The sequence below is a fragment of the Kitasatospora sp. NPDC085895 genome (assembly GCF_040702125.1).
Classification (GTDB): Bacteria; Actinomycetota; Actinomycetes; order Streptomycetales; family Streptomycetaceae; genus Kitasatospora; species Kitasatospora arboriphila.
In genome coordinates this window covers 1-24,781 of sequence record NZ_JBFBJY010000034.1, presented here as the reverse complement: position 1 = coordinate 24,781, position 24,781 = coordinate 1, and the positions used below count along the sequence as shown (strand labels likewise).

Here is a 24,781-nt window from a genome sequence, read left to right as displayed (position 1 = left end):
TGCCGAATCGGACACGCGACCGCCGCCGGGTGGACCGGGCCGGAGGGGCCGGACGGGCCGGACGGGCCGAGGACGGCGGGTCGCGTGTCGAGCAGGGGTGTCAGGTGAGGGTGGTGCGGTCGGCCCTCGCGTGGACGCTGAGCCCGTCGCCGTCCACCGAGACGCTGCTCGCGGCCAGGCCGATCGGCAGCTCCGGCAGGGTGCGGTCGCGCTGCTGGAAGACCGCGGCGAAGCGGGCGTCGGCCGGGTCGAGCGGGCGGCCGGCCAGGGTCGCGGTCGCCGGGACGACGGTCACGGTGTGCCCGGTGAGCCGGACGTCGGCGGTGACCTCCAGCGGCAGGCCGAGGACGCTGCGGGCGAGGTGCAGCCGGCCGTGGTCGGCGGTGACGGTGGAGTCCGGGCCGAGTGCGGTGGCCAGTGCGTCGAACGGGACGGTGAACCGTGCCTCGGCGCCGGCCGCCGTGTAGTGGCCGGACCGGTCCGAGACGTCCCGCAGGTCGACCCGGGCGGCCACCGGCAGTCCGGCGGCGGTGTGCGCGTCGGCCCGGACGGTGACGGCCGGGAAGGCGCCGCGGGCCGCCTCCAGCAGGAACGGGAAGCCCTCGACGGTCACCTCCGGCGTGCCGACGACGGCCGGCTGCCGGTCGGCGACCCGGTGGGCGAGCCGGTCCTCGGCGGCTCCGGCGGCCACCCGGTCGGCGCCGAGCGCGGCCGCGACGAGGCCCGCCAGTGCGGCGGCGGCCACCCACCGCGGACGGATCCGCCCCCGCAGGACTGCCCGGGGCGGATGCGGCGGGCGCGGCACCGTGGCCCGGGTGCGGCGGGCGGCCGCCGTCCGGGGCGTCACGGTGCACCGGCCGCGGTGGGCAGGGCGGTCCGCTCGGCGTCCGTCCGCTCGGCGACGGCTGCGGGCTCCGCAGCCCCGGGCTCCGCAGCCCCGGGCTCGGCGGCCGCGGGCTCGGCGGCCGCGGCCGACGGCTCCTCCGTCCCGTCGCCCTCGATGTCGATGTGCGGCAGCAGCGCGTCCAGGCGGCGCGGGAGCCACCAGTTGCCGCGGCCGAGCAGCACCATCGTCGAGGGCACCAGGATGCCGCGCACCACCGTGGCGTCCAGGGCGACGGCGGTGGCGAGGCCGATGCCGAACATCTTCACCACGGGGTCGTCCGAGAGCAGGTAGCTCAGGAAGACGCTCACCATGATCAGGGCGGCCGAGCTGATGATCCGTCCGGTGCCGCCGAGGCCCTCCACGACGGCGCGGCGGTTGTCCCGGTGCCGGAGGTAGGCGGTGCGGACGGCGGTCAGCAGGAACACCTCGTAGTCCATGGAGAGCCCGAACAGCACCGCGAACATCAGCAGCGGCACGTAGCCGGGGATCGGCACCGGCCCGTCGAGGCCGAGGAGGCCGGCGCCGTGGCCCTGCTGGAAGACGGCGGTGAGCACGCCGTACGCGGCGCCGACGGAGACCAGGTTCATCACGGCGGCCTTCACCGCGACGACCGGGGCGCGGAAGGCGAGCAGCAGCAGGAGTCCGGCGATGGCGAGGACGAAGCCGACGACCAGCGGCATCCGGCGGGCCAGCCGGTCGTTGAGGTCTGCCTGGGCGGCGGGTGTGCCGCCGACGTGGACGGTGTCGCCGCGGCCGGCCGCGGCGGGCAGGGTCTCGCCGCGCAGCCGGTCGACGAGGTCGGCGGTGGCCGGGTCGGAGGGGGCGGTGGTGGGGGTGACCTGCCAGCGGACGGAATGCTTGTCGGTGGAGAGCTGCGGCTGCCCGGCGGCGGCCACGCCCGGGGTGGTCTGCAGGGCCCGGGTGACGGCGGTGACGCGGTCGTCGGTGAGGCCCTCGGCCGGGGTGGCGAGGGTGTCGGTGACCTGGAGGGTGCCGTTGATGCCGGGGCCGAAGGCGGTGGCGAGCCGGTCGTAGGCGGTGCGGCTCGCGGAGCCGGTGGCGTTGGATCCCGCGTCGAGCTGGCCGAAGGCGAGCTGGGCGGCGGGCAGCGCGAGGGCGCCGACCAGGAGGGTCGCGGCGATCAGACAGCGCCACGGCCGGGCGGCGACGACCTCGGCGATCCGCCCCCAGCCGCGGGGGCCCGCCTGCTCCGCCTTCGCGCCGCGCCGGGGCCTCGCGGCGAGGCGGGGGCCGAGCAGGACGAGGACGGCGGGCAGCAGGGTCAGGTTGATGCCGACGGCGACGAGGACGGCGATGCCGGGGGCGAGCGCCAGGGCGTACAGCAGCGGGATGCCGCCGAGGGCGAGGCCGGCGAGTGCGGCGATCACGGCGCTGCCGGCGAAGGCGACCGCCTTGCCGGAGCCGGCCGTGGTGCGGACGGCGGCCTCCTCGCGGCCGACTCCGGCGGCGAGGAGTTCGCGGAAGCGGGTGAGCCCGAAGAGGGTGTAGTCGATGCCGACGCCGAGGCCGATCATCGCGGCGATGGTCTCGCCGGAGGACGGCATGTCGACCAGGTGGCCGACCAGCCCGAGCACCGGGAGCGAGATGCCGAGGCCGAGTCCGCCGGCGAGCAGCGGGAGGCCGGCCGCGACCAGGCCGCCGAAGGTGAGGGCGAGGACGACGAAGGCGGCGGCGAGGCCGATCGCCTCGCTGTGGCCGGTGGAGCCCTTGTCGACGGCGGCGGCGAGGAAGCCGCCGGGGGTGACCTCGATGCCGGCCGCGGTGGCCGGGGCGGCCGCGGCGGTGATCCGGTCGGTGATCCCGGGGGTGATCTCGCGTCCGGTGACGTCGAGTTCGACCGACAGGTAGCCGGTGCGGCCGTCGGCGGAGATCGCCTTGGCGCCGTCCGGGCCGTACGGGGTGGTGACGGCCACGACGTGGTCGACGCGGGCGATCGCGGCGGCGGCCTGCTTCACGGCCTCGGTGCTCGCGGGCGAGGTGAGCAGCGGCCCGTCGGCGGCGGTGTGCAGGACGAGCGGCTGGCGTCCCGAGGCCGAGCCGGGGAAGGCCTCGTCGCCGAGGTCCCGGGCGGCCTGGCTGTCGCTGCCGGGGATGGACACCGCCTCGGTGGTGACGCTGCCCAGCACGCCGACCGCGGCGAGGGCCGCGGCCAGGAGGAGCAGCCAGGCGGCCACCACGCGTTTCGGTCTGCGGGCGCACCAGCGCCCCACGGCGGTGAACATCGGCACACCGGCCTTCCGTACGGGGACGGGGTGGCACCGGGCCCCCCGCCGAACTCATTGCACTCTCCGTGCAATCAGTACGTTGCACTGGCGGTGCAATAATGTCAACGTGACGGAAGGAGGCCCCGGCGTGCCGCAGAACCCCGACCCCGGACGGCCCGCGGAGGGCCGGACCGCGCGGCCCTCGGACGACCCGGCCGCGCGGCCCTCGGACGACCCGGCCGCGCGGCCCTCGGACGACCCGGCCGCGCGACCCGTGGACGGCCGGACCGAACAGCCCGCGGACGGCCGCACCGAACGCGGGCGGCTGACCCGCGAGAAGATCGCCGACGCGGTGCTGTCGCTGTTCGACGAGGGCCTGGTGCAGTTCCCCGCCGAGCGGGTGGCCGAACGGGCCGGCGTGTCACGGCGCCTGGTGTTCCACCACTTCGCGGACATGGCGCAGCTGACCGACACCGCCGTCACCCGGCGGATCGACCAACTGCTCTCCCAGATCAAGCCGTTGCCGAGCGACGGCCCGCGGGAGCTGCGGGTCGCCGCCCTGGCGGAGCAGCGCGGCCGGATCCTGGAGTGGCTCACCCCGACGCGGTTGGCCATGATGCGGCTGGAGAACCCGTCCGAGCGCGTCCAGGAGGCGGTGCGGATGATGCTCGACTACGGCCGGACGCGGATCTCGGAGATCTTCGCCACCGAGCTGGACCGGCTGCCCGAGGCCCGCCGCACCGACCTGCTCAACGCGCTGGACGCCGCCACCACCTGGAGCACCTGGCACCACTGGCGCAGCTCCGGGCTCGACGTGGCGGCCGCCCGCCGCACCATGGCCACCGCCGTCCACGCCCTGCTCGCCGCCACCGACCGCCCGGAGACGATCCCCGGCCCCCCGGACGGGTGACGGTCCGCAGGAGCGCGGGGCGTTCTCGGAAGAATTGTCGGCGGGGGTGTCGGATCGGGGCGCAGGCGTTCGTAGAAGGGGTGAGCGGCCGCCCGTGAGGGGCGCCCCCGAAGCACAGGAGATGGTTCACGATGCAGTACCTGTTCTCGGTGATCCACGACGACTCCGGCCTCGCCACCGCGGAGGAGATGGCGGCGATCGACGTGTTCAACGACGGGCTCCGGGCCGAGGGCCACTGGTCTTCGCCGCCGGCCTCGGCGGACCCGACACCGCGACCGTGATCGACAACCGCGGTGAGGAGGCGCTGTTCACCGACGGGCCCTTCGTGGAGTCGAAGGAGTACCTGGTCGGCTTCTGGATCGTCGAGGCCGCCGACCTCGACGTGGCGCTCAAGCTGGCGTCCGAGGGCTCGAAGGCCTGCAACCGGAAGGTCGAGGTGCGTCCGGTCCTGTGAGCACGACCGACGTCCGGGAGGCGGTCGCCCGCGCCCACCGCGAGGAGGGGGCCCGCGCGGTCGCCGCCCTGACCAGGCGTTTCGGTGACCTCGACATCGCCGAGGAGGCGGTGGCCGAGGCGTTCGCCACGGCGGTCGAGCGGTGGCCGGCCGACGGCGTGCCGCCCAACCCCGGCGCCTGGCTGACCACCACCGCCAACCGCAAGGCCATCGACCGGATCCGGCGCGAAAGCAAGCGCGACGCCAAGCAGCGGGAGGCCCTGATGGCGTACGACATGGCGCACGACGAACCCCCCGACCCCCTCGGCCCCGTCGGCGACGAGCGGCTGCGGCTGATCTTCACCTGCTGCCACCCGGCACTGGCGACGGGCGCCCGCGTGGCGCTGACGCTCCGTCTGGTCGGCGGTCTGACCGTCGCCGAGATCGCCCGCGCCTTCCTGGTGCAGGAGAGCGCCATGGGGCAGCGGATCACCCGCGCCAAGGCCAAGATCAAAACGGCCCGCATCCCCTACCGGGTGCCGTCCGCGGAGGACCTCCCGGAACGGGTCTCCGCGGTCCTCGCCGTGCTCTACCTCGTCTTCAACGAGGGCTACCTGGCGACCGGCCCCGGTACCGATCCGGTACGGCACGACCTCACCGCCGAGGCGATCCGGCTCACCCGGCTGCTCCGCGGCCTCCTGCCGGAGGACGGCGAGGTGGCCGGGCTGCTGGCCCTGATGCTCCTCACCGAGGCCCGCCGCACCGCCCGGGTCTCCCCCGGCGGCGACCTGGTCGCCCTCGGCGAACAGGACCGCGGCGCCTGGGACACGGCACTGATCGCCGAGGGCCACCGGCTGGTACGGGAACGGCTGGCCACCGGGGCGGCCCCGGGGCGCTACCAGATCCTCGCGGCGATCAACGCCGTGCACACCTCCGCCCGCCACGTGGACGACACCGACTGGTCGCAGGTCGTCGCCCTCTACGACCGGCTCCTCCGCCTCGACCCCTCACCGGTCGTCGTCCTCAACCGGGCCGTCGCGCTCGCCGAACTCGACGGCCCCGGGGTGGCGCTGGCCGCCGTCGACCGGCTCGGCGACGCCCTGACCGGCTACCACGCCTACCACGCGACCCGCGCCGACCTGCTGCGCCGGCTGGGCCGCAACCGGGAGTCCCGCGCCGCCTACGACGGGGCCGTCGAACTGGCCGGCAACACCGCCGAGCGCGCCTACCTGGCCCGCCGCCGCGACCTGCTGGAGTAACCGGGGCCGGCGGACCTGCTACGCGGGGCACCACCACTGTTCCACCGGGCCGGCCCCGGAGTCCGCCGCTGGAGGACCGCCTCCGGTGACGGGCCGTCACAGCTCCGTTCACCGGGCCGAGGCGGGTCCGGAGATCCGCGAGGGGCCGGCGACCTGCAGGAGGCTCGCCGCGCTCTCGCCGGTTCCCGGGCTCATCGGACTGCGGTGCACCGTTACGATGATCGTGTCATGGTCACATTGAAGGTGCTCGGCTCGCTCCGGGTCGAGGTCGACGGCCGCGCGGTCGATGCGGGTGGCCGGCTCGCCCGGATGGTCCTGGTCCAACTGCTGCTCGCCGGTGGGGCGGTCGTTCCCACGGAGCAGATCGTCGAGCGGCTGTGGCCGACACGCGTCCCGTCCAGCGCACAGGGCTCGCTGCACGCCTACGTCGCACGGCTGCGGCGCGTCCTCGAACCGGAACGGGCGCCGCGGGCACCCGCGCGACTGCTGGTCAGCGCACCCTACGGCTACGCCCTCGCCGTCGAGCAGGACGCGGTGGACGCCTGGGTGTTCGAGCGCAGGGTGGCGACCTGTTCGGGGGCGGAGGTGCCCGCCCGTTTCGCCGCCAAGGGCCTGGCCGAGGCGCTCGCCTCGTGGGGCGGGCAGCCGTACGCGGAATTCCTGGACGAGCCGTGGACCGCCGCCGAACGCACGCGCCTGGAGGAGGTGCACCGCACCGCCCGGGAGCGGCTCGCCGCAGCACGGCTGGGCAGCGGGCAGGCCGCACAGGCACTCGCCGACACGCTCCTGCTGACCCGGGAGGAGCCGTTGCACGAGGAGGGCTGGCGGCTGCTCGCCCTGGCGTTGTGGGCGCGCGACCGGCAGGGTGACGCCCTGGCCGCGCTGCGGCAGGCACGGCGCGTCCTCGGCGAGGAACTCGGCGTCGAGCCCGGGCCCGCTCTCCTGGAGCTGGAGGGGGCCCTGCTGCACCAGCGTCTGGACGTGCTTCGGCGGGCGACCGGCGCCCCCACCGTGCCCGCCCCGGCCACCGTACGGGCCGAGGTGTCCACCGCCGTGGCCACGGTGGAAACTCCGGGGGCGAGCGTCGGGCGCCGGACGCCGACCGTCCTGGCGGCGGACCGGCTCCTGGGCCGGGACGAGGAGTTGGCCGGGCTCGCCGCCGCTGCGGACCGGGCACGGGACGGCCGGGCCCAGGTGGTCCTGGTCTCCGGCGAGCCCGGCATCGGCAAGTCGAGTCTCCTGGAGGCGGCCGTCCGCCAACTGCCGCAGCAGGGCTGGCTGGCCGGGTCCGGGCAGTGTCCGGAGAGCGAGGGCGCCCCGCCCGGCCGGGCCTGGTTCGACATGCTGCCGGCTCTGGCGGAGACCGCGCCGCCCGGCCGGTACGCCGACGAGCTCGCCCCGCTGCTGGCGCCGGGCACCGAGAGCGACTCCGAGCAGCCGGACGGCAGTCCGGCCCGGCGCTTCCGTCTGCACAGGGCGCTGCTCGGCTGGCTCCGCGACATAGCGCGTCGGCGGCCGCTGCTGGTCGTGCTGGACGACCTGCACCGGGGTGACCAGGAGAGCATCGAGCTCTTCCTGCTCTGCGCCGAGCAACTGCGCGACGTGCCCCTTCTGTTGGTGGGCTCGTACCGCACCGGCGAGGGTGACCTGACCGGAGCGCTGGCGCGCCTGGCCGCCTGCTCGCCCGTCCGGATGGCACTCGGTGGCCTGTCGGACGCCCAGGCCAAGGAACTGCTGCGGCGCACCGCGGCCGGCATGAGCGAGCGGGCTGCGGTGGCCCTGGCCGAACGGGCCGGGGGGAACCCCTTCCACCTGCACGAGAGTTCGCTCCTGCTCGCCGGTGAGGGCGAGCAGGAAGCGCTGGCCCGCGTCCCGCAGGGAGTCCAGGACGTACTGCGGCGGCGGCTCGCCCTGCTCGCACCGACCGTCACGGCCGGGCTGCGGCTGGCGGCCGTCGCCGGCCGCGAGGCCCAGGTCGCCCTCCTCGTCCACGCCGCGGACGGCGACGGCGAGCAACTCCTCGACGCCTTGGACGCGGGAGTCACCGCCGGGCTGCTCACCGAGCCGCGTCCCGGCACGGTCCGCTTCAGCCACGCCCTCGTACGCGACGCCCTGGAGGCCGACCTCACCCGGCTGCGGCTGGCCCGGATGCACTCCCGGTTGGGCAGGAGCCTGATCGCCCTCGGCTCGGACGACGTCGCCGCCACGGCCCACCACCTGCTGCAGGCGGCCGCGGTCGTGACCGCCGACGCCGGGCCCGCCGTGCACCACGCCCGGCTGGCGTGCGAGCAGGCGGTGCGCCGCTACGCCCCGCAGAACGCCGAGGCCCTGCTGAACGCGGCGCTCGGGCTCCTCACCGATCATCCGGCCGCCTTCGCCGGCCAGGACGCCGCCCTGTTGCGGGTCATGCTGCTGGGTCAGCTGGTGGACTGTCGGATCCGGATGGGGGCCGTGGTGCCCGCCCGCGAGGCGCAGCAGCAGGCCGTCGCGGTGGCCCGTGCAGCGGACCGGGCCGACCTGCTGACCGCCGCCTACACGACGTGGACCGAACCGACGCCGTGGCGCGTCCGCGCGTACGACGCGGCATCCGACCCCCAGGCCGTGGCGGAACTCGGCAGGCTGTTGGAGAGCCCGGGACTGGCCGACCGTCAGCGGTGCCTGCTCCTCGACCAACTCGCCGACGCCCTCGACGACACCGATCCGCGCGCCGTGGCCGTGGGGCGCCGGGCCGTGGAGCTCGCCCGGTCCGTGGGCGAGCCCCGACTGCACGGCCTGGCGCTCGCCTCGCTGCTGCGCCGGGTCGACTGCGACCTCGAACCCGCCGTCTACCGGGAGCTCCAGCAGGAACTCGCCGAGCTGGCCGACTCCCAGGACAGCCCCGAGTACTCCTGGATGAGCGCCTACACCGCGGCCCGGATGGCCGCCGGCCGCAACGACCCGGCGGAGATGGAGCGGTGCCTCGGCCGCGCGGACGACATCGCCCGCACCTACGAGCTCCAGGGTGCGTTCGCGGTGGCCAGGCTGCGGCATCCGATGGTCGCCATGGCCCGGGGCCGCTTCGACGAGGCGGAGCAGGCCATGGCAGAAGCGGTGGAGGCGCTGCGGGCACGCGGGGCCGTGGACCTCAACGGGCTGGCCGCCCTGGGCCTCGGATGCATCCGGCTGCAGCAGGGACGGCTCGCCGAGATGCTGCCCGTACTGCTCGCGGTGTGGGAGCAGTACCAGCCGCTCAACGAAGCCCTCACCGCGCTCGCGCTGCTGGACGCGGGCCGTCCCGGCGAGGCCCGCGACGTCCTCGGCCGACGGGTGCCGCTCCGACGCGACTTCGCGTTCTCCGTCCTGGCCGAGCTGCGGGGCGCGGCCGCCGTCGTCTTCGAGGACGAGGCCCTGGCGGCCGAGGTCTACCGGGAGCTGCTGCCCCTCGAGGGCCTGGCGGGCGGCGCGAGCACCCTCAGCATCGTCCTCCGGCCCGTCGCGCAGACCCTGGGCGAACTGGCCCGGTTCCTGGGCCGCCCCGAGGAGGCCCGCCGCCACTTCCTCGAAGCCGTCCGGGTGGCGGCCGCCTGGGACTCCTCCCACTGGGCGGACGCCGCCCGGACCGCCCTGGCCGGACTGCCGCCGGCGCCCATCTGACGGGCGGTCCTCACGGCAGGGGCTGCCGGGGCCGGGACGGCCCGGCCAGTTCGGCCAGGAACGCCGCCGCCAGGTCGAGGAACTCCTCGGGCGAGTCCGTGGTCAGCTGGAGGTCGACGAGCACCTCGTCGGTCTCCGCCGCGCACATCACCCGGAGGTGGTCGCAGATCTGACGCACCGTACCGCGGTGGTGGGTCTCCTCGGGTCCGGCCTCGGCCTCGGTGACCTCCGGGTTGACCCGGAACACCCGGCGCAGCCCCGCCGGGTCCCGCCCCGCCCGCTCGGCGGCCTCGGCGGCCACCGCCCACAGGGCCTCGAAGAACGGCAGCGGCATCGAGGCCGCCAGCCAGCCGTCCGCGCGCCTGCCGACCCGCTCCAGGGCGGGCGGGGTGAACCCGCCCAGCAGGACCGGCGGCCTCGGGCCCTGGCGGGGCTTGGGGAGGACGGTCGACTCGGGGACCGTCCACAGCGGGCCGGTGTGGGACACCGTGTCCGACCGCCAGACGGCGTCGAGGACGTCGAGGGTCTCCTCCAGCCGCTCGCCGCGACCCCGCCAGGGCACCCCGGCGGCCTCGTACTCCTCGCGCATCCAGCCCAGCCCGAGACCGACGTCCAGACGTCCGTGGCTGATCAGGTCGAGGGTCGTCAGCGCTCGGGCGAGCACCACGGGCGGATGCCACAGGGCGTTGAGCGTGCTGCTGCCGAGCCGCACCCGCTCGGTGGCGGCGGCGGCCACCCCCAGGGCGAGCAGCGGGTCGAGGTGGGTGGCGTACCTGACGGGCATCGTCTTCCCGCCGGGGTAACCGTCGGGCGGGGCGAGCGGCGCCAGGAGCCGGTCGGCCACCCAGAGGCTGTGGCAACCCAGCGTCTCGAGTGCGGCGCACATCACGGCGGTGCGGTCGGGATCGGCGAACGGGCCGAACTGGGGGACGGAGAATCCGATGCGCATGGGTGGCGGTTCCTCGATCGGTACGGGCGGGTCGGACGGACAGTGCCGGCCCCGGACGGGCGGCCGGACGCGGGACGCACCTCAGGCGGTCGTGCGCGGGCCGCGGACCCGGTCGATCTCGCGGCGGTACTGCCGCTGCCCGAGGAGCTTCCAGAGCACCCGGGCCGGGACCGGCAGCCGCGCGAGGAACTCCCGGCGCTCCTCCGGCGAGGTGTCCTCCAGGATCGCGCCCAGGGCGATCATCAGCCGGTTCCGGGGCGTCTCGGCGAGGCCACGCTCGCCGACGGCGTGCCACTGCTCCTCGTTCACGTGGAGCGCGACCAGCGGCATGACCTCCCGCTCCTCCTCGTCGAGGTGGGCGCACAGCTGCCGGTGGTGCCTGTGCAGCGCCTCGGTGAGCTCGTCGCGGTCCTCGGGCAGGACCCGGGCCTGCCACCGGTCCACCAGCCGCTGGACCTCGGCGATGCCGTCGGAGAGTTCACGGTGCTGCGCCTCCATCGCCAGGACCTGCTCGGCATCGAGGTCCAGGTGGGGCAGCAGGACCGGCCAGAGCATCTCGTCCTCACCGGTGTGGTGGGCGTGCAGGCCGATGGAGTACAGCCGCCAGTGCTCGGCGAGGATCCGGGACCGTGCGGTGTCACCGGGCCGTACGTCCTGGACGAGTTCGGCCAGCAGGCGCGACTCGCGTCGGAACACCTGGTGGATCATCGCCATCTCGCGGGTGTAGGGGTGGAGGGTGGAGTCGGAGTTGTTGTTCGAAGTCATGACACCCAGTCTCCGCAGCACTGTTGCAGGGCACTTGCAGCCGACTTGCGTCGACCGGCCCACGCAGGGCCGACCGCGACGGCCGGCCCTGTGTCCCTCGCGCCCGGCAGGGCGGGGTCAGCGCGACAGGTCGGCCGGCAGGCGTCGGGCGGCGGTGCGGCCGCCCCGGCGGACGGTCCGGCGGTCCCCCGGCGGGCCGGGCCCGCGGTACCCGTGCCGAACCGTCCGACCAGGGCACGAGGAAGGTCCGTGCACGTGCGGGTGCAGATCGATCACAGCTCCTGCGATCCCTTCCCGGCACCGCCACCGGGCCCCCTAGAGTGTCCGCCGTGACCCAGGACGACGCGGAACTCATCGCCGGCCGGTACGAGCTGATCGAGCGGATCGGGCAGGGCGGCATGGGCCGCGTCTGGCGCGGGACGGACCGGCACCTCTTCGGCCGCGAGGTCGCCGTCAAGGAGATCCTCTTCCCGCCCGGGCTGCAGGACGACGAGCGCGCCGTGCTGCTGCGGCGGTTCACCGGCGAGGCGCGGGCCGCGGTCATCCTCAACCACCCGGGGATCATCACCGTCCACGACGTGGTCGAGCACAACGGCGCGCCGGCCATCGTCATGGAGTTCGTCCGCGGCCGGTCGCTCGCCGCCGAGATCCGCGAGCGGGGTCCGCTGCCGGTGCGCCGGGTCGCCGAGATCGGGGCGGCGATGCTCGGCGCGCTCGCCGAGGCGCACGGAGCCGGCATCGTCCACCGCGACATCAAGCCGGACAACGTGCTGCTGACGAAGGACCGGGTCGTCCTCACCGACTTCGGCATCGCGCACCTCGCGGACGCCACCACCAAGCTGAGCCACAGCGGGACGGTCATCGGCACCCCGCACTACATGCCGCCGGAGCAGCTGGAGGGCAAGCGGCCGACCGCCGCCAACGACCTGTGGGCGCTCGGCGCCACGCTGTACCACGCGGTCGAGGGCCGGACGCCGTTCGACGCCGAGGGCCTGCACGCCCTCGCCATCGCCATCTTCACCCGGCCGCACCGGCCGCCCGTGCTCGCCGGGCCGCTCGCCCCGGTGCTGGAGGCGCTGCTCGCCAAGGACCCGGCCGAGCGGGCGACCGTCGCGCAGGCCGAGGAGCTGGTGGCGGCGGTGCTGCGCGGCGACACCACGGCGGGCGGCGGGCCCGCACCGGATCCGGCGCCGCCCGCGCCGCGGACGCCGACCGCACCGGATCCCGTTCCCGTCCCGGCCGACCGGCAGCCGCCGCCCCCGCCGCCGCAGGCCCCGGCGGCGGAACAGCCCGTCGAAGGGCCCGCCGAAGCCCCCGCCGAAGGGCCTGCGGACGGGCCCGCCGGGGAGGTCGGGCCGGCTGCGCCCGTCCCGGCGCCGCCCGCCGACCCCCCGGCCGTTCCACCGCACCTTCCGCACGTGCCGCAGGGCCGGCCGGTGCCGGACAACCCGTACGCCGCTCCCCCGGCCGACGGGCTGCCGCAGCCGGCCGCCGACGGGACGCCGGAGGACGGGGTGCCCACCGGGCCCCTGGAGGGCCACCGCATCGAGGAGCTGACGGCCGACCGGCCCGGGCGGCGGCCGATCGGCCGGAAGGCCACCGTGCTGGCGGTGGCGCTCGCGACCCTGGCCGTCGGCGGCGTCCTGACCTGGACCCTCCTGCCGGACTCAGGCCGCGGCAGCGGCAGCGCCCACGGCGGCAGCTCGTCGAACGACACGGCGACCACGACCGTGGTGATCGGCGTGGACGCGCCGCTCACCGGCGGCCTGGCGAGCTTCGGCACCGGCATCAAGAACTCGGCCGACCTCGCCGTGCGGACGGCCAACCGGCGGACGTACGTCCCGGGTGTCACCTTCGAGCTGAAGGCGCTGGACGACCAGGCCCAGCCGCAGACCGGCCGGCAGAACGCCGATGCGCTCGTCGCCGACGACCGGGTGCTCGGCGTGGTCGGTCCGCTGAACTCCAGCGTCGCCCAGTCGATGCTGCCCTCGTTCGCGTCGGCCGGGCTGGTGGACGTCTCGCCGGCCAACACCAACCCGGTGCTCACCCTGGGCAGCGACTGGCAGAAGGGCGTCAAGTCGCGCCCGTACCCCGTGTACTACCGCACCACCACCACGGACGCCCTGCAGGGCCCGTTCGCCGCCCGGTACCTCGTCAAGGTCGCGAAGAAGACGAAGTTCTTCGTGATCGACGACCGGAAGACCTACGGCGCCGGGCTCGCCGACGGGTTCACCGCCGAGGTCGCCGCCCTCGGGGGCACGGTCGTCGGTTCGGAGCACGTGGAACCGGGCAGCAACGACCACACCGCCCTGGCGGCGAAGGTCCGCGCCAGCGGCGCCGAGGCGGTCTACTACGGCGGTGAGTACCCGGACGCGGCGCCGCTCTCCCGGCAGCTCAAGGAGGGCGGCGCGACGGTGCCGCTGATGGGCGGCGACGGCATCTTCGACACCGAGTACACCCGACTGAACGGCCGGGCCGAGGGCGACCTGGCCACCTCGGTGGGCGCGCCCACGGAGGCGCTCGGCGGCGGGACGGCCTTCCTCGACGACTACCGGGCCGCCGGCTACCCGGAGGACGCCGGCCAGTACGGCGCCTACGCGTACGACGCGGCCTGGGCCGTCATCGAGGCGGTCAAGTCCGCGGTGGCCGCGAACGGCGGCACGCTGCCGTCCGACGCCCGGGCCAAGGTGGCGGAGGCGATGGCGGGCGTCTCCTTCGACGGCAGGACCGGGGCGGTCTCCTTCGACGACTACGGCGACACCACCAACCGGCAGCTCACCGTCCACACGGTGCAGGGCGGCGCCTGGCACTCCGTCAGGACCGACACCTACTGACCGTCGCGCGCCCGGCCGGCGGCAGCCTCCTGCAGGGTGCGCAGCAGGCCCGCGCCGGCGGCGTCCACGGACCGGCCGGTGTTGCCGAGGACGGCGACGGCCGTGCCGGTCTCCGGGTCGAAGCCGGCGTACGAGGCGAAGCCCCCGGTGCGGCCGTTGTGCCAGACCTGTAGGTGACCGCCCTGCTGCGGGTGCAGGCGGTGCGCCGACCAGCCGAGGTGCGTCCAGGAGAACGGGCTGGTGCGGTGCTCCACCTGCCGGGTGAGGACGATCGCCTCGGCGGTGTCGGTGGGCGCCCCGCCGAGCTGGGCGCGCAGGAAGGCGGCGAGGTCGTTGCCGGTGGAGCGCAGGCCGCCGGCGCCGGCCAGGTCGGCGAGGTGCCACGGCGCGGTGGGCCTGCGGTTGGCGGTGTGGCCGCCGGCGAGCCGGCCGGCGCCGTCGGCACCGGGCGTGACGACCGTGTCGGCGAGCCCGAGCGGCAGGCAGACCTCGCGGCGGACGAGCTGCTCGTAGTCGGTGCCGGCGCGCCGGGCGAGGGCGAGGCCGAGGAGCCCGGCACCGAGGTTGGAGTACCGGAAGGTGCGGCCGGGCACCGAGCGGAGCTTCGTCCGGGCGAGCCCGTCGAGCAGCCGGTCGGCGGTGCAGCCGGCGTACGGGTCCGCGGCCCGCGGGTTGAACAGGGCGGGCAGCAGCATGCCCTTGGGCAGGCGCGGCAGGCCGGAGGTGTGGGTGGCCAGGTGCTGGAGGGTGATCCGCCGGCCGCCGCGGCCGGGGACGGTGCAGCCGGGCAGCAGGCCGGCGAGCGGCTCCTCCAGGGCGGCGTCGCCGGCGAGCACCGTCCGGGCCAGCAGCAGGGCGGTGAAGACCTTGGTGATCGAGCCGATCTCGAAGAGGGTGTCCGGGCCGGGCGGCCCGGACACCGCGCCGCCGGCCCGCCCGGCGCCGCGGATCTCCGCCGCGCCGTCCGCGAGGCCGACCACCACCGCGCCGACCTGCTGCTCCGCCAGCCGGTCGGCGGTCCGTCCTACGAGGTCCCCCAGCTCTGCCATGTCCACCACCCTAGGCGCGGCACGCGGCCGGTCCGTCCGCCCGCATGAGGAATCCCACCCCCTCCGCCTCGTCCGCCAGGTGTACGCCGCTGGACGGACCGGGCGCCGGCCCGGCTCCCCCGGAAGACAGACCCGGTCCACAGCGCCGACGGGCCCTCAGTCCCGGCGCCCGGACCGCGGCATGACGGACCGCCGGCCAGCATGGCTCCCGGGCGGGAACTTCGCCCACGGACGGCCCTTGTCTCGGAAGCATCTCAGCTGGTGAACGGGTTGCGCACATCACCTTGACAGCGAAGGAAGGGTTACCTAAGTTCTGCTGGCATGTCTCCGCAGTCGCACCACCGCACCGAGGACGCCGACCGCCCCGAGCCGTCGACGGCCTTCGTCTTCGACGTCACCGCCGACGAGATCCGCCGCCGGTCGCTGGCGGCCGCCTCGCTCGGGCCCATCCGGGACATCGCCGAGGAGGAGCGCCGCGAGGCCGAGGCCCACGCCCTGCTCTACTCCGGCCTGGACGCCGAGCAGCAGCGGCTCTACGACGACCTCGTCACGGCGGGCGTGCTGCCCGTGGAGGAGCGGACCGATGCTGCCCGTTGACCCGCAGGCCGACGTCGGTCGCCGCGCGTGGATCGCCTGCCCCAACTGCGACGACGCCCGCGACTGCGCGCCCTGCGGGGAGCGCCGCTCCTGCTCCGAGCACTGGCGCTACCTGATCTCCAACACCGGGAGCCTGCTCCACCTGCAGTGCCCCGGCTGCACCCACGTGTGGGACCACGAGACCGGCATCGGCGCCACCCGCTCGGCCCTCGGCCGGGTGCCCGGCCCGCGCCGCTCCGAGCCGACGGCCGGCGTGCTGCCCGAGGACGGCCCGGAGGCCGGCGACCGGGCACCGCACGACGCACCGTGATCCACGGCGGACCGTGATCCACCGGGGGGTCGGGCAAGCCCTAGACTGCGCGGCATGAACGCCACGCCCGACGACCGGCTCGAACGCCTCGTCCGCCTCGCCGCAGGCAGCTACCTGCTGGTCACCACCTTCAAGAAGGACGGCACGGCGGTCCCCACCCCGGTGTGGGTGGTGCGGGACGGCGACGCGCTGGGCGTCTGGACGGTCTCCGACTCCTGGAAGGTCCGCCGGATCCGCAACCGGGCGGACGTGCTGGTCGGCCCGTGCGACGTCCGCGGCAGGCCGACCGGCGAGCAGGTGCCCGGCACCGCCGAGATCTGCCCGCCCGAGAGGACCGCCGCCTACCGCACCCTGCTGCGGCAGAAGTACGGCCTGCTCGGCGTGCTCACCCTGCTCGGCAGCCGGGTCCGCCGCGGCGACCGCGGCACGGTCGGCATCCGGATCACCCTGACCTGACCCGCGGCACGCCCGCGGGAAAACGACGCGCCCGACGGCGCGGCCGGGCGGACCCGGTCGCGCCGTCGGGCGCGGTCGCACGTGGCGGGTGCTCAGTTCTCCGCGAGCAGTTCGAGGGTGTCGATGACGCGGTTGGAGAAGCCCCACTCGTTGTCGTACCAGGCGACCACCTTGACGTGCTTGCCGTCGACCCGGGTGAGGGCGGCGTCGAAGATGGACGAGGCGGGCTGGCCGGTGATGTCGCCGGAGACCAGCGGCTCGTCGGCGTAGTCGAGGATGCCCTTGAGCGGGCCGTCCGCGGCGGCGCGGTAGGCGGCGAGCACCTCCTCGCGGGTGACCTCGCGGGAGACCGTGGTGTTCAGCTCCACGATCGAGCCGACCGGGACGGGCACCCGGATCGAGTCGCCCGACAGCTTGCCGTCGAGCTGCGGCAGCACCAGGCCGATGGCCTTCGCGGCGCCGGTGGTGGTCGGCACGATGTTCACGCCGGCGGCGCGGGCGCGGCGCAGGTCGCGGTGCGGGCCGTCCTGGAGGTTCTGCTCCTGGGTGTAGGCGTGCACGGTGGTCATGAAGCCGTGCTCGATGCCGGCCAGGTCGTCCAGGACGGAGGCCAGCGGGGCGAGCGCGTTGGTGGTGCACGAGGCGTTCGAGACGATCACGTGCCGGGCGGGGTCGTACGCGTCGGTGTTCACGCCGTAGGCGAGGGTGACGTCGGCGCCGTCGGAGGGGGCGCTGACCAGCACGCGCCGGGCGCCGGCCGTGATGTGGGCGCGGGCGGCGTCCGCGGCGGTGAAGCGGCCGGTGGCCTCCAGCACGATGTCGACGCCGAGCTCGGCCCACGGCAGGTTGGCCGGCTCGCGCTCGGCGAGCACCTTGATGCGGCGGCCGTCGACGACCAGGTCGGTGCCGTCGATCTCGACGGAGCGGCCGAGCCGGCCGAGCGCGCTGTCGTACTTGAGCAGGTGGGCGAGCGCGTCCGGGGCGGTGAGGTCGTTGATGGCGACGACCTCCAGCTTGCTGTCGCGCTCCAGCAGGGCGCGCAGGGTGTTGCGTCCGATGCGGCCGAATCCGTTGACGGCGATGCGGGTCATGGAGGTTCCTCTCGTGTCGTCCCGCCATCCATGGTCGGCATCCCGGCGCCCGGCAGACAGTGGCCCGGATGACAGCGTGCGCAAGGATCTCGCCAGATCCTTCGCCAACGCTCGCAAGGATCCCGCCACCCCGCCCGGCGGGCCCCGACGGAGCACCCGTCAGGGGCCCGGATCCGGCCGTCAGGCCGAGAAGGTGTGGCGGTACTCCGTCGGGGAGGTGCCGAGGATCCGGTGGAAGTGCAGGCGCAGGTTGGCGCCGGTGCCGAGGCCGACCCGGTCGGCGATCTGTTCCACGCCGAGGTCGGTGCGTTCGAGCAGCTCGCGTGCCAGGTCGACGCGGGCCCGCAGCACCCACTGCATCGGCGTGTAGCCGGTGTCCTCCACGAACCGCCGGGAGAAGGTGCGCCCGGAGACCTTGGCGTTGCGGGCCAGGTCCTCCAGGGTCAGCGGTTCGGCGAGGTGGGCGAGGGCCCACTCCCGGGTGTCCGCGAAGAGGTCGCCGAGCGGCTCGGGGACGCTCCGAGGCACGTACTGCGCCTGCCCGCCGCTGCGGTAGGGCGCCGCCACCAGCCGCCGCGCCACGTGGTTGGAGAGCCCCACGCCGTGGTCGCGGCGGAGCAGGTGCAGGCACAGGTCGATGCCGGAGGCGGCACCCGCGGAGGTGAGCACGTCGCCCTCGTCGACGAACAGCACGTTGGCGTCGACCCGTACCAGCGGGTGCCGTTCGGCGAGGGCCCGGGTGTAGTGCCAGTGGGTGGTGGCCCGCTTGCCGTCGAGGAGTCCGGTCGCGGCGAGGGCGAAGGCGCCGGTCGAGATCGCGGCGAGGCGGGTGCCGCGGGCGTGGGCGGCGGTGAGTGCGGCGACGACCTCGGCCGGCGGTTCGGTGGTGGCCGGCTCGCGGTAGCCGGGGATGAAGACGGTGTCGGCCTGCTCGAAGGCTTCCAGGCCGTCCGCCACGTGGTACGAGAGGCCGTCGCCGCCGGTCACCAGCCCCGGTGCGGCTCCGCAGACCCGCACGTCGTAGGGCATGCTCGGCCGGTTGGAGAACACCTGGGCGGGGATGCCCACGTCGAGCGGCTTCGCGCCCTCCAGCACGAGCACCGCGACCTGGTGGTTCCTCCGCCCCATCGGGCCTCCTCCTGCGCACTCCGCGGCCACCGGTCGTCCGTTCCCCCACGGGTGGCCCGAACGACGGCTGTCGCAAGCATCCTGCCACCCGTGCCCGGCCGGGGCCCGGCACGGCTCAGCCCGCCCGGTGGTGCAGCGCACCGAGGACGGCCAGGTCATCGGCGGTGAGCCGGAGGGCGGCGGCCGCCACGTTGGCGGTCAGGTGGTCCGGGTCGCCGGTGCCGGGGATGGCGAGCACGTGCGGGCCGCGGTGCAGCGTCCAGGCGATCCGGACCTGGGCGGGGCTCACGCCGTGGCGGCGGGCGACCGCGAGCACCTCCGGCGGTTCCTCCCCGGTGCTCCCCGCCTGCCGTCCGGGGCCGGCGATCGCGTAGAACGGCACGAAGGCGGTGCCCCGCTCGCCGCAGGCGCGGAGCAGCGCCTCCTGCTCGGGCGGGCTGCCGATGCCGTAGGGGTTCTGCACGCAGACGACCGGGGCGATCGCCGCGGCCTCGGCGAGGTGCTCGGCGGTGACGTTGGAGAGACCGAGGTGGCGGATCAGGCCGGCCTCGCGGAGTTCGGCGAGGGCGCCGAAGCGGTCGGCGACCGGGGCGGTGCCGACGACCCGCAGGTTGACCAGGTCCAGGTGGTCGCGGCCGAGCTGGCGCAGGTTCTCCTCGACCTGGCCGCGCAGTTGCTCGGGGGTGGCGTGCGGCAGCCACCGGCCGGAACGGTCCCGGCCGGGGCCGACCTTGGTGGCGATGACGAGGTCGTCGGGGTAGGGCGCCAGGGCGCGGTTGATCAGCTCGTTGGCGGACCGCAGCGGCGAGAAGTAGAAGGCCGCGGTGTCGATGTGGTCGACGCCGAGGTCGACGGCGCGGCGCAGCACGGCGATCGCCTGCTCGCGGTCGCGGGGAACGGCGCGGCGGACCAGGGCGGGGCCGGTCTGCGGCAGGCGCATGGCGCCGAAGCCGAGCCGGTTGACCGTCAGGTCGCCGAGGGCCCAGGTGCCGGCCGCGGCCGCGGCCGGGGTGATGGTCTGTGAGGTCATGTCCGGCATCATCGGCGGGGCCGTAGAGTGGCCGCCATTGATTCGGGCAGGGGCGAATCCGGGCGGGGGCGCGGGTGGCGGAGCTGGTCTTCTCGGTGCGGGACCTGGCGCAGATGCGGTTCGCCGTGTCGCCGATGTGGGAGGTGGGGCCGAGTCTGCGGCTGCTGCGGTCGGGGGTGGAGCATCCGGTGCACCGGCGGTGGGCCGAGCAGGTGCGGCCGCGGCTGGCGGCGGCGGGTCTGGACCGGGGCCGCCTCGCCGAGTTGGTGCCGCCGTCGGGCTACGTGCCGGACTTCCTCAATCCGACGCCCGCGGCGCCGATCGCCGAGCTCGCCGAGGAGGTGGACGGCATCCTGGCGACCCCGCCGGAGCGGGTCCGCCGCGACCTGGACCGGCTGCGGCGCGAGCAGGGCGGGCTGGGCCCGCGCACGGAGGCGCTGTACGCCCGGCCGGAGGCCCGGCTCGCCGGGGTGGCCGAGGAGGTGCGGCTGTACTGGGAGTTGGCGCTCGCGCCGTACTGGGCGCGGATCCGGGCCGTGCTGGACGCGGACGTGGCGCACCGGGCGCGGCAGGTCGCGGAGCGCGGCGCGGCGCACCTGCTGGGCGGTCTGCACGCCTCGGTGCGGTGGGACGAGGACACCCTGCGGCTGCTGCGCCGGTCGAGCGCGCTCTCCCGGCCGACGGCGGGCCGGGGGCTGCTGCTGATCCCGTCGGTCTTCACCGGTCCGGTCCCGTTCACCCGGGTCTCCCCGCCGGACCCGCCGCAACTCGCCTACCCCGCCCGGGGGATCGGCTCGCTCTGGGAGGCGCCGTCCGGGGACGGGGGCGAGGCGCTGGCGGCCGTGCTGGGCCGTACCCGGGCCCGGCTGCTGGCGGAGCTGGACTCCCCCGCCTCGACCACCGAACTGGCCCGCCGCACCGCCCTGTCGCCGGCCGCGGTCTCCGAGAACCTGACCGCGCTGCGCACCGCAGGTCTGACCACGGCCCACCGCGTCGGCCGCTCCGTGCTGTACGCCCGCACGGCGGCCGCGGACACCCTGCTCGCGGCGGCCGCCGCCGCGGGCGGCTGAGCGGTCGGGCCGTTCAGCCGTCCTCGAGCACCAGGCCGCAGCTGAACGGGAAGGACCGCAGGAACTCCCGCCGGGGCCCGGTCCGGTTCGGCCTCCGCGAGGTCGGCGGTCGTCCGCAGCAGCCGGGTGCGCTGCTCCCCGGGCAGGTGGAGCAGTTCGGCGGCGACACCCTCCGTCGGCTTCACGGCGGTGTCCGGGTCCACCTCGTCGTCCTCGCACCCGTCGAGGTGGCGGACGACGTCGACGAGGAGGCCGGCCAGGACGGCCACCAAGGGGTCCGTGTCGGTCATCCGGGCACCTTGGCGGAGTGGCCGGTGCCCCGCCGCGGACTGCCGCGGCGGGCACCGGGGTGGGCGGGCTCCGCTGACGACGGTGTCCCCGGCCCGGGTGGCCCGGACGTACATGTTGAGCTCCTCCGGCCCCGGACCGCCCGGATGGATCAGCAAGCCCGTACGTCGGTCCTCGACGTACTGGATCACCCCTGCGTCGACCTCGGAGACCGGCCGGCCGATCAGTCGGATGCCCTCCAGGTCGACCTGGGGCCCGGTGCGCCCGTGCACGGTCACGGCCGCACGTGCGGGGAAGCCTTCCAGGTACCAGTAGTGGGCGGTCGCCCCGGCCGCGTCGAACCGCTCCTCCCTCAGGTTCCACTGCCACTCGCCGTGTCCCGACCACCGGTACCACCCCCGGCGGGCGGCCGGCGCTTCACCGTCCAGCGCGGCGGCCACCTGGTGCGGGCTCATGCCGAACCCGAGCGGGCCGAGCCCCGCCCACGGGCCGAGCCCCGCCCACGGGTCGAGCACCCACCGTGCCCGTTCGTCCTCCGGCTTCCCGGTCCACCGACTCACCGGCACGTCCCCGATCGCTCCGAGCAGCCCCGGCGCCGCCTGCCGTGATCTTGTCGGCCACCCTGCCCGGGCCCTCTGACGCAGCGGTCGTCGACGACATCGCCGGAGGTCGGCACGCTCCAGCAGGGGCGGACGAGTCGGCGGCCTCCGGGCGGACGGCGATCCCGCACCGCGGCGCCCGCCGGCGGGCGCCGCGGACCGGTCAGGAATGGAGAAGCCCTGCTCACCGCTGCGTGGCTAGCGTGACGGCCATGGACATCACCATTCAGTGGACCTTCCTCCCGCACACCGACCCGGAGGCCTCGCTGGCCTTCTACCGCGACCTCCTCGGCTTCGAGGTCCGCAACGACGTCGGCAACGGTGCGATGCGGTGGATCACCGTCGGCCCGGCGGAGCAGCCCGGCGTGTCGATCGTCCTGGAGCCGCCCGGCATGGACCCGGGCATCACCGAGGACGAGCGCCGCACCATCACCGAGATGATGGCCAAGGGCACCTACGCCCGGATCACCCTGGCCACCGCCGACCTGGACGGCGTCTTCGACAAGCTGAAGGCGGGCGGCGCCGAGTTCGTCCAGGAGCCGACCGACCAGCCGTACGGCCTGCGCGACTGCGCCTTCCGCGACCCCGCGGGCAACCTGGTCCGTTTCAACCAGACCGGCTGAGCCGTCCGCGGCCGCGGCCCGACCCCGCCCCACCGGGTGGCGGACGGGCCGCGGCCGCATCGGCGGAAGTGCACCGGGCGCAGCGCCCGGGCTGGTTGGATCGGACCGGGCAAGGCCGGCGGTGACCGCGGACGCGGCCCGCCCGACGGACGGACGGACGGAGAGACGATGAGCAGGGCCACGGGGACGGACGGGCAGCCGCCCACCATGCACGGTGCCGACAGCCACCACGTGATCCGCGTGCACGGCGCGCGCGAGAACAACCTCAAGGACGTCAGCATCGAGATCCCGAAGCGCCGGCTGACGGTGTTCACGGGCGTCTCCGGCTCGGGCAAGAGCTCGCTGGTGTTCGACACCATCGCGGCCGAGTCGCAGCGGCTGATCAACGAGACCTACAGCGCCTTCGTGCAGGGTTTCATGCCGACACCGGCGCGGCCCGAGGTCGACGTCCTCGAGGGGCTGACCACCGTGATCACCGTCGACCAGCAGCGGATGGGCGCCGACCCCCGCTCCACGGTCGGCACCGCCACCGACGCCAACGCGATGCTGCGGATCCTGTTCAGCCGGCTGGGCGAGCCGCACATCGGCCCGCCCAGCGCGTACGCCTTCAACGTGCCGTCCGTCCGGGCGAGCGGGGCGATCACCGTCGAGCGCGGCGACCGGAAGACGGTGAAGGCGACCTTCGACCGCACCGGCGGCATGTGTCCGGGCTGCGAGGGCCGCGGCTCGGTCACCGACATCGACCACGCGGAGCTGTACGACGAGGCCAGGTCGCTCGCCGGTGGCGCGATCACCGTGCCCGGCTACAAGGCCGGCGGCTGGAACTACCGGCTGTACAGCGAGTCGGGCTTCTACGACCCCGAGAAGCCGATCCGCGACTACACGGCGAAGGAGTTGCACGACTTCCTGCACCACGAGCCGGTCAGGATGAAGATCGCCGGGATCAACATGACCTACGAGGGCCTGATCCCGCGGATCCAGAAGTCGATGCTCTCCAAGGACCGGGAGGGGATGCAGCCGCACGTCCGGGAGTTCGTGGACCGCGCGGTCACCTTCACGACCTGTCCCGAGTGCGGGGGATCCCGGCTGAGCGAGGGCGCCCGGGCGTCGAAGATCGGGCGGATCAGCATCGCCGACGCCTGCGCGATGGAGATCCGCGACCTCGCCGAGTGGGTCCGCGGCCTCGCCGAGCCCTCGGTGGCGCCGCTGCTGGCCTCGCTGCAGCGGACCCTCGACTCCTTCGTGGAGATCGGGCTCGGCTACCTCTCGCTCGACCGGGCGGCCGGCACGCTGTCCGGCGGCGAGGCGCAGCGGGTCAAGATGATCCGCCACCTCGGCTCGGCGCTGACCGACGTCACCTACGTCTTCGACGAGCCCACCGCGGGCCTGCACCCGCACGACATCCAGCGGATGAACGAGCTGCTGCTGCGGCTGCGGGACAAGGGCAACACGGTGCTCGTCGTCGAGCACAAGCCGGAGACGATCGCGATCGCCGACCACGTCGTGGACCTCGGCCCGGGCGCCGGCACGGCGGGCGGCAGCGTCTGCTTCGAGGGCACCCTGGACGGCCTGCGGGCCAGCGGCACCGTCACCGGCCGGCACTTCGACGACCGGGCCGCGCTCAAGAAGGACTTCCGGACGCCCAGCGGCAGGCTGGAGATCCGCGGCGCGTCGACGCACAACCTGCGCGACGTCGACGTGGACGTGCCGCTCGGGGTGCTGACGGTGATCACCGGTGTGGCGGGTTCGGGCAAGAGCTCGCTGGTCCGCGGGTCCCTGTTCTCGGGGCGGACTCCCGGGGCGGACGGGGTGGTCGCGGTCGACCAGACGCCGATCCGCGGCTCCCGGCGGAGCAACCCGGCGACGTACACCGGGCTGCTCGACCCGATCCGCAAGGCCTTCGCCCAGGCGAACGGCGTGAAGCCGGCGCTGTTCAGCGCCAACTCCGAGGGCGCCTGCCCGACCTGCAACGGCGCCGGGGTCGTCTACACGGACCTGGCGATGATGGCCGGCGTGTCCAGCACCTGCGAGGACTGCGGGGGCCGGCGGTTCGACGCCTCGGTGCTGGAGTACCGGCTCGGCGGCCGGGACATCAGCGAGGTGCTGGCGATGCCGGTGACCGAGGCCGAGGAGTTCTTCGGCGCGGGTGAGGCGCGCACCCCGGCCGCGCACCGGATCCTCCAGCGGCTCGCCGACGTCGGCCTCGGCTACCTGGCCATCGGCCAGCCGCTGACCACGCTGTCGGGCGGCGAGCGGCAGCGGCTGAAGCTGGCCACCCACATGGCGGAGAAGGGCGGCGTCTACGTCCTCGACGAGCCGACCACCGGCCTGCACCTCGCCGACGTGGAGCAGCTGCTCGGGCTGCTCGACCGGCTGGTCGAGTCCGGCAAGTCCGTCGTCGTCATCGAGCACCACCAGGCGGTGATGGCGCACGCCGACTGGATCATCGACCTCGGCCCGGGGGCCGGCCACGACGGCGGCCGGATCGTCTTCGAGGGCACGCCGGCCGACCTGGTCGCCGCCCGCTCGACCCTCACCGGCGAGCACCTCGCCGCGTACGTGGGCGCCTGACCACCCCCGACCGTGCCCGACCCGACCGGCCCGACCGACCCCGGCCGACCCGACCTGCCGGCTGAGCGCGGCGGG

At 75.2% G+C, this 24,781-nt stretch carries 19 protein-coding genes and 2 pseudogenes; 13 read left to right on the top strand and 8 right to left on the bottom strand.

Features of this window, described 5'->3' with window-relative positions:
- Nucleotides 1–100: 100 nt before the first annotated feature.
- Both AB0442_RS21485 and AB0442_RS21480 read right to left on the bottom strand, forming a co-directional pair.
- The gene (locus tag AB0442_RS21485) at nt 101–745 is read right to left on the bottom strand and encodes a DUF2993 domain-containing protein (RefSeq protein ID WP_366164534.1); all 645 of its coding nucleotides are present in this window, start codon (nt 743–745) and stop codon (nt 101–103) included.
- 98 nt (nt 746–843) lie between these two features.
- The gene (locus AB0442_RS21480; RefSeq protein ID WP_366164533.1) at nt 844–3,129 is read right to left on the bottom strand and encodes an MMPL family transporter; all 2,286 of its coding nucleotides are present in this window, start codon (nt 3,127–3,129) and stop codon (nt 844–846) included.
- Between the two features lie 130 nt (nt 3,130–3,259).
- On the opposite strand from AB0442_RS21480, the gene AB0442_RS21475 reads away from it, so the two are divergent.
- The 5 genes from AB0442_RS21475 (at nt 3,260) to AB0442_RS21455 (ending at nt 9,346) form a co-directional block, all read left to right on the top strand.
- The gene (locus AB0442_RS21475) at nt 3,260–4,021 is read left to right on the top strand and encodes a TetR/AcrR family transcriptional regulator (RefSeq protein WP_366164531.1); all 762 of its coding nucleotides are present in this window, start codon (nt 3,260–3,262) and stop codon (nt 4,019–4,021) included.
- A 131-nt stretch (nt 4,022–4,152) separates the two neighbouring features.
- On the top strand, nt 4,153–4,302 hold the full coding sequence (locus AB0442_RS21470) for a hypothetical protein (protein WP_366164530.1): 150 nt from the start codon (nt 4,153–4,155) through the stop codon (nt 4,300–4,302).
- Nucleotides 4,299–4,475 carry a YciI family protein gene (locus AB0442_RS21465; RefSeq protein WP_366164528.1) on the top strand — a complete coding sequence of 59 codons (177 nt, stop codon included), beginning with the start codon at nt 4,299–4,301 and terminating at the stop codon, nt 4,473–4,475. Before AB0442_RS21470 ends, AB0442_RS21465 begins: the two co-directional genes overlap by 4 nt.
- The gene (locus AB0442_RS21460) at nt 4,472–5,713 is read left to right on the top strand and encodes a DUF6596 domain-containing protein (RefSeq protein WP_366164526.1); all 1,242 of its coding nucleotides are present in this window, start codon (nt 4,472–4,474) and stop codon (nt 5,711–5,713) included. Before AB0442_RS21465 ends, AB0442_RS21460 begins: the two co-directional genes overlap by 4 nt.
- Before the next feature lie 228 nt (nt 5,714–5,941).
- Nucleotides 5,942–9,346 (top strand): AAA family ATPase, encoded by a 3,405-nt coding sequence (locus tag AB0442_RS21455; RefSeq protein WP_366164525.1) that lies wholly within the window; start codon nt 5,942–5,944, stop codon nt 9,344–9,346.
- Between the two features lie 10 nt (nt 9,347–9,356).
- Here AB0442_RS21455 and AB0442_RS21450 read toward each other — a convergent pair whose 3' ends face one another.
- Nucleotides 9,357–10,295 (bottom strand): TIGR03619 family F420-dependent LLM class oxidoreductase, encoded by a 939-nt coding sequence (locus AB0442_RS21450; protein WP_366164523.1) that lies wholly within the window; start codon nt 10,293–10,295, stop codon nt 9,357–9,359.
- A gap of 81 nt (nt 10,296–10,376) precedes the next feature.
- Nucleotides 10,377–11,060, bottom strand: a complete 684-nt coding sequence (locus AB0442_RS21445; RefSeq protein ID WP_366164521.1) for a hemerythrin domain-containing protein — start codon at nt 11,058–11,060, stop codon at nt 10,377–10,379.
- 320 nt (nt 11,061–11,380) lie between these two features.
- On the opposite strand from AB0442_RS21445, the pseudogene AB0442_RS21440 reads away from it, so the two are divergent.
- Nucleotides 11,381–12,169: pseudogene (locus AB0442_RS21440) on the top strand (serine/threonine-protein kinase); the annotation flags it as partial.
- 495 nt (nt 12,170–12,664) lie between these two features.
- Nucleotides 12,665–13,894, top strand: coding sequence for a branched-chain amino acid ABC transporter substrate-binding protein (locus AB0442_RS21435; RefSeq protein ID WP_366164622.1), 1,230 nt, complete (start codon nt 12,665–12,667; stop codon nt 13,892–13,894).
- On the opposite strand, the gene AB0442_RS21430 is transcribed toward AB0442_RS21435, so the two are convergent.
- Complete coding sequence (locus AB0442_RS21430) at nt 13,888–14,943, bottom strand: serine hydrolase domain-containing protein (RefSeq protein WP_366164519.1); 1,056 nt, start codon at nt 14,941–14,943, stop codon at nt 13,888–13,890. The genes AB0442_RS21435 and AB0442_RS21430 overlap by 7 nt on opposite strands.
- Nucleotides 14,944–15,264: 321 nt before the next feature.
- Between AB0442_RS21430 and AB0442_RS21425 the strand changes: the two genes are divergently transcribed.
- The 3 genes and pseudogenes from AB0442_RS21425 (at nt 15,265) to AB0442_RS21415 (ending at nt 16,306) form a co-directional block, all read left to right on the top strand.
- Complete coding sequence (locus tag AB0442_RS21425; protein WP_366164517.1) at nt 15,265–15,540, top strand: DUF6400 family protein; 276 nt, start codon at nt 15,265–15,267, stop codon at nt 15,538–15,540.
- Nucleotides 15,527–15,745 (top strand): annotated as a pseudogene (locus AB0442_RS21420) (hypothetical protein); the annotation flags it as partial. The gene AB0442_RS21425 and the pseudogene AB0442_RS21420, both read left to right, overlap by 14 nt.
- Before the next feature lie 159 nt (nt 15,746–15,904).
- Entirely contained in the window at nt 15,905–16,306 is a 402-nt protein-coding gene (locus AB0442_RS21415) for a PPOX class F420-dependent oxidoreductase (protein ID WP_366164515.1), read from the top strand.
- A 92-nt stretch (nt 16,307–16,398) separates the two neighbouring features.
- Here the strand turns inward: AB0442_RS21415 and gap are convergent, their stop codons facing one another.
- The 3 genes from gap to AB0442_RS21400 all read right to left on the bottom strand — a co-directional run bounded on the left by gap (nt 16,399) and on the right by AB0442_RS21400 (nt 19,555).
- Nucleotides 16,399–17,397, bottom strand: a complete 999-nt coding sequence (gene gap, locus AB0442_RS21410; protein ID WP_344625503.1) for a type I glyceraldehyde-3-phosphate dehydrogenase — start codon at nt 17,395–17,397, stop codon at nt 16,399–16,401.
- 180 nt (nt 17,398–17,577) lie between these two features.
- Entirely contained in the window at nt 17,578–18,525 is a 948-nt protein-coding gene (locus AB0442_RS21405; protein ID WP_344625504.1) for a helix-turn-helix domain-containing protein, read from the bottom strand.
- Between the two features lie 115 nt (nt 18,526–18,640).
- Nucleotides 18,641–19,555: an aldo/keto reductase gene (locus tag AB0442_RS21400; RefSeq protein WP_366164513.1), complete on the bottom strand. Its 915-nt coding sequence runs from the start codon at nt 19,553–19,555 to the stop codon at nt 18,641–18,643.
- Between the two features lie 113 nt (nt 19,556–19,668).
- Between AB0442_RS21400 and AB0442_RS21395 the strand changes: the two genes are divergently transcribed.
- The 3 genes from AB0442_RS21395 to AB0442_RS21385 all read left to right on the top strand — a co-directional run bounded on the left by AB0442_RS21395 (nt 19,669) and on the right by AB0442_RS21385 (nt 24,706).
- The gene (locus tag AB0442_RS21395) at nt 19,669–20,625 is read left to right on the top strand and encodes a helix-turn-helix domain-containing protein (RefSeq protein WP_366164620.1); all 957 of its coding nucleotides are present in this window, start codon (nt 19,669–19,671) and stop codon (nt 20,623–20,625) included.
- A gap of 1,099 nt (nt 20,626–21,724) precedes the next feature.
- On the top strand, nt 21,725–22,135 hold the full coding sequence (locus AB0442_RS21390; RefSeq protein ID WP_366164512.1) for a VOC family protein: 411 nt from the start codon (nt 21,725–21,727) through the stop codon (nt 22,133–22,135).
- A gap of 168 nt (nt 22,136–22,303) precedes the next feature.
- Nucleotides 22,304–24,706, top strand: a complete 2,403-nt coding sequence (locus AB0442_RS21385; RefSeq protein WP_366164510.1) for an excinuclease ABC subunit UvrA — start codon at nt 22,304–22,306, stop codon at nt 24,704–24,706.
- Nucleotides 24,707–24,781 lie beyond the last annotated feature (75 nt).

Coding starts and splice junctions, on each gene's coding strand:
- gap (WP_344625503.1), bottom strand. CDS start 17,397: ATGACCCGCATCGCCGTCAACGGATTCGGCCGCATCGGACGCAACACC.
- AB0442_RS21395 (WP_366164620.1), top strand. CDS start 19,669: ATGCGGTTCGCCGTGTCGCCGATGTGGGAGGTGGGGCCGAGTCTGCGG.
- AB0442_RS21425 (WP_366164517.1), top strand. CDS start 15,265: ATGTCTCCGCAGTCGCACCACCGCACCGAGGACGCCGACCGCCCCGAG.
- AB0442_RS21445 (WP_366164521.1), bottom strand. CDS start 11,060: ATGACTTCGAACAACAACTCCGACTCCACCCTCCACCCCTACACCCGC.
- AB0442_RS21405 (WP_344625504.1), bottom strand. CDS start 18,525: ATGGGGCGGAGGAACCACCAGGTCGCGGTGCTCGTGCTGGAGGGCGCG.
- AB0442_RS21415 (WP_366164515.1), top strand. CDS start 15,905: ATGAACGCCACGCCCGACGACCGGCTCGAACGCCTCGTCCGCCTCGCC.
- AB0442_RS21450 (WP_366164523.1), bottom strand. CDS start 10,295: ATGCGCATCGGATTCTCCGTCCCCCAGTTCGGCCCGTTCGCCGATCCC.
- AB0442_RS21455 (WP_366164525.1), top strand. CDS start 5,942: ATGGTCACATTGAAGGTGCTCGGCTCGCTCCGGGTCGAGGTCGACGGC.
- AB0442_RS21470 (WP_366164530.1), top strand. CDS start 4,153: ATGCAGTACCTGTTCTCGGTGATCCACGACGACTCCGGCCTCGCCACC.
- AB0442_RS21385 (WP_366164510.1), top strand. CDS start 22,304: ATGAGCAGGGCCACGGGGACGGACGGGCAGCCGCCCACCATGCACGGT.
- AB0442_RS21480 (WP_366164533.1), bottom strand. CDS start 3,129: ATGTTCACCGCCGTGGGGCGCTGGTGCGCCCGCAGACCGAAACGCGTG.
- AB0442_RS21390 (WP_366164512.1), top strand. CDS start 21,725: ATGGACATCACCATTCAGTGGACCTTCCTCCCGCACACCGACCCGGAG.
- AB0442_RS21430 (WP_366164519.1), bottom strand. CDS start 14,943: ATGGCAGAGCTGGGGGACCTCGTAGGACGGACCGCCGACCGGCTGGCG.
- AB0442_RS21400 (WP_366164513.1), bottom strand. CDS start 19,555: ATGACCTCACAGACCATCACCCCGGCCGCGGCCGCGGCCGGCACCTGG.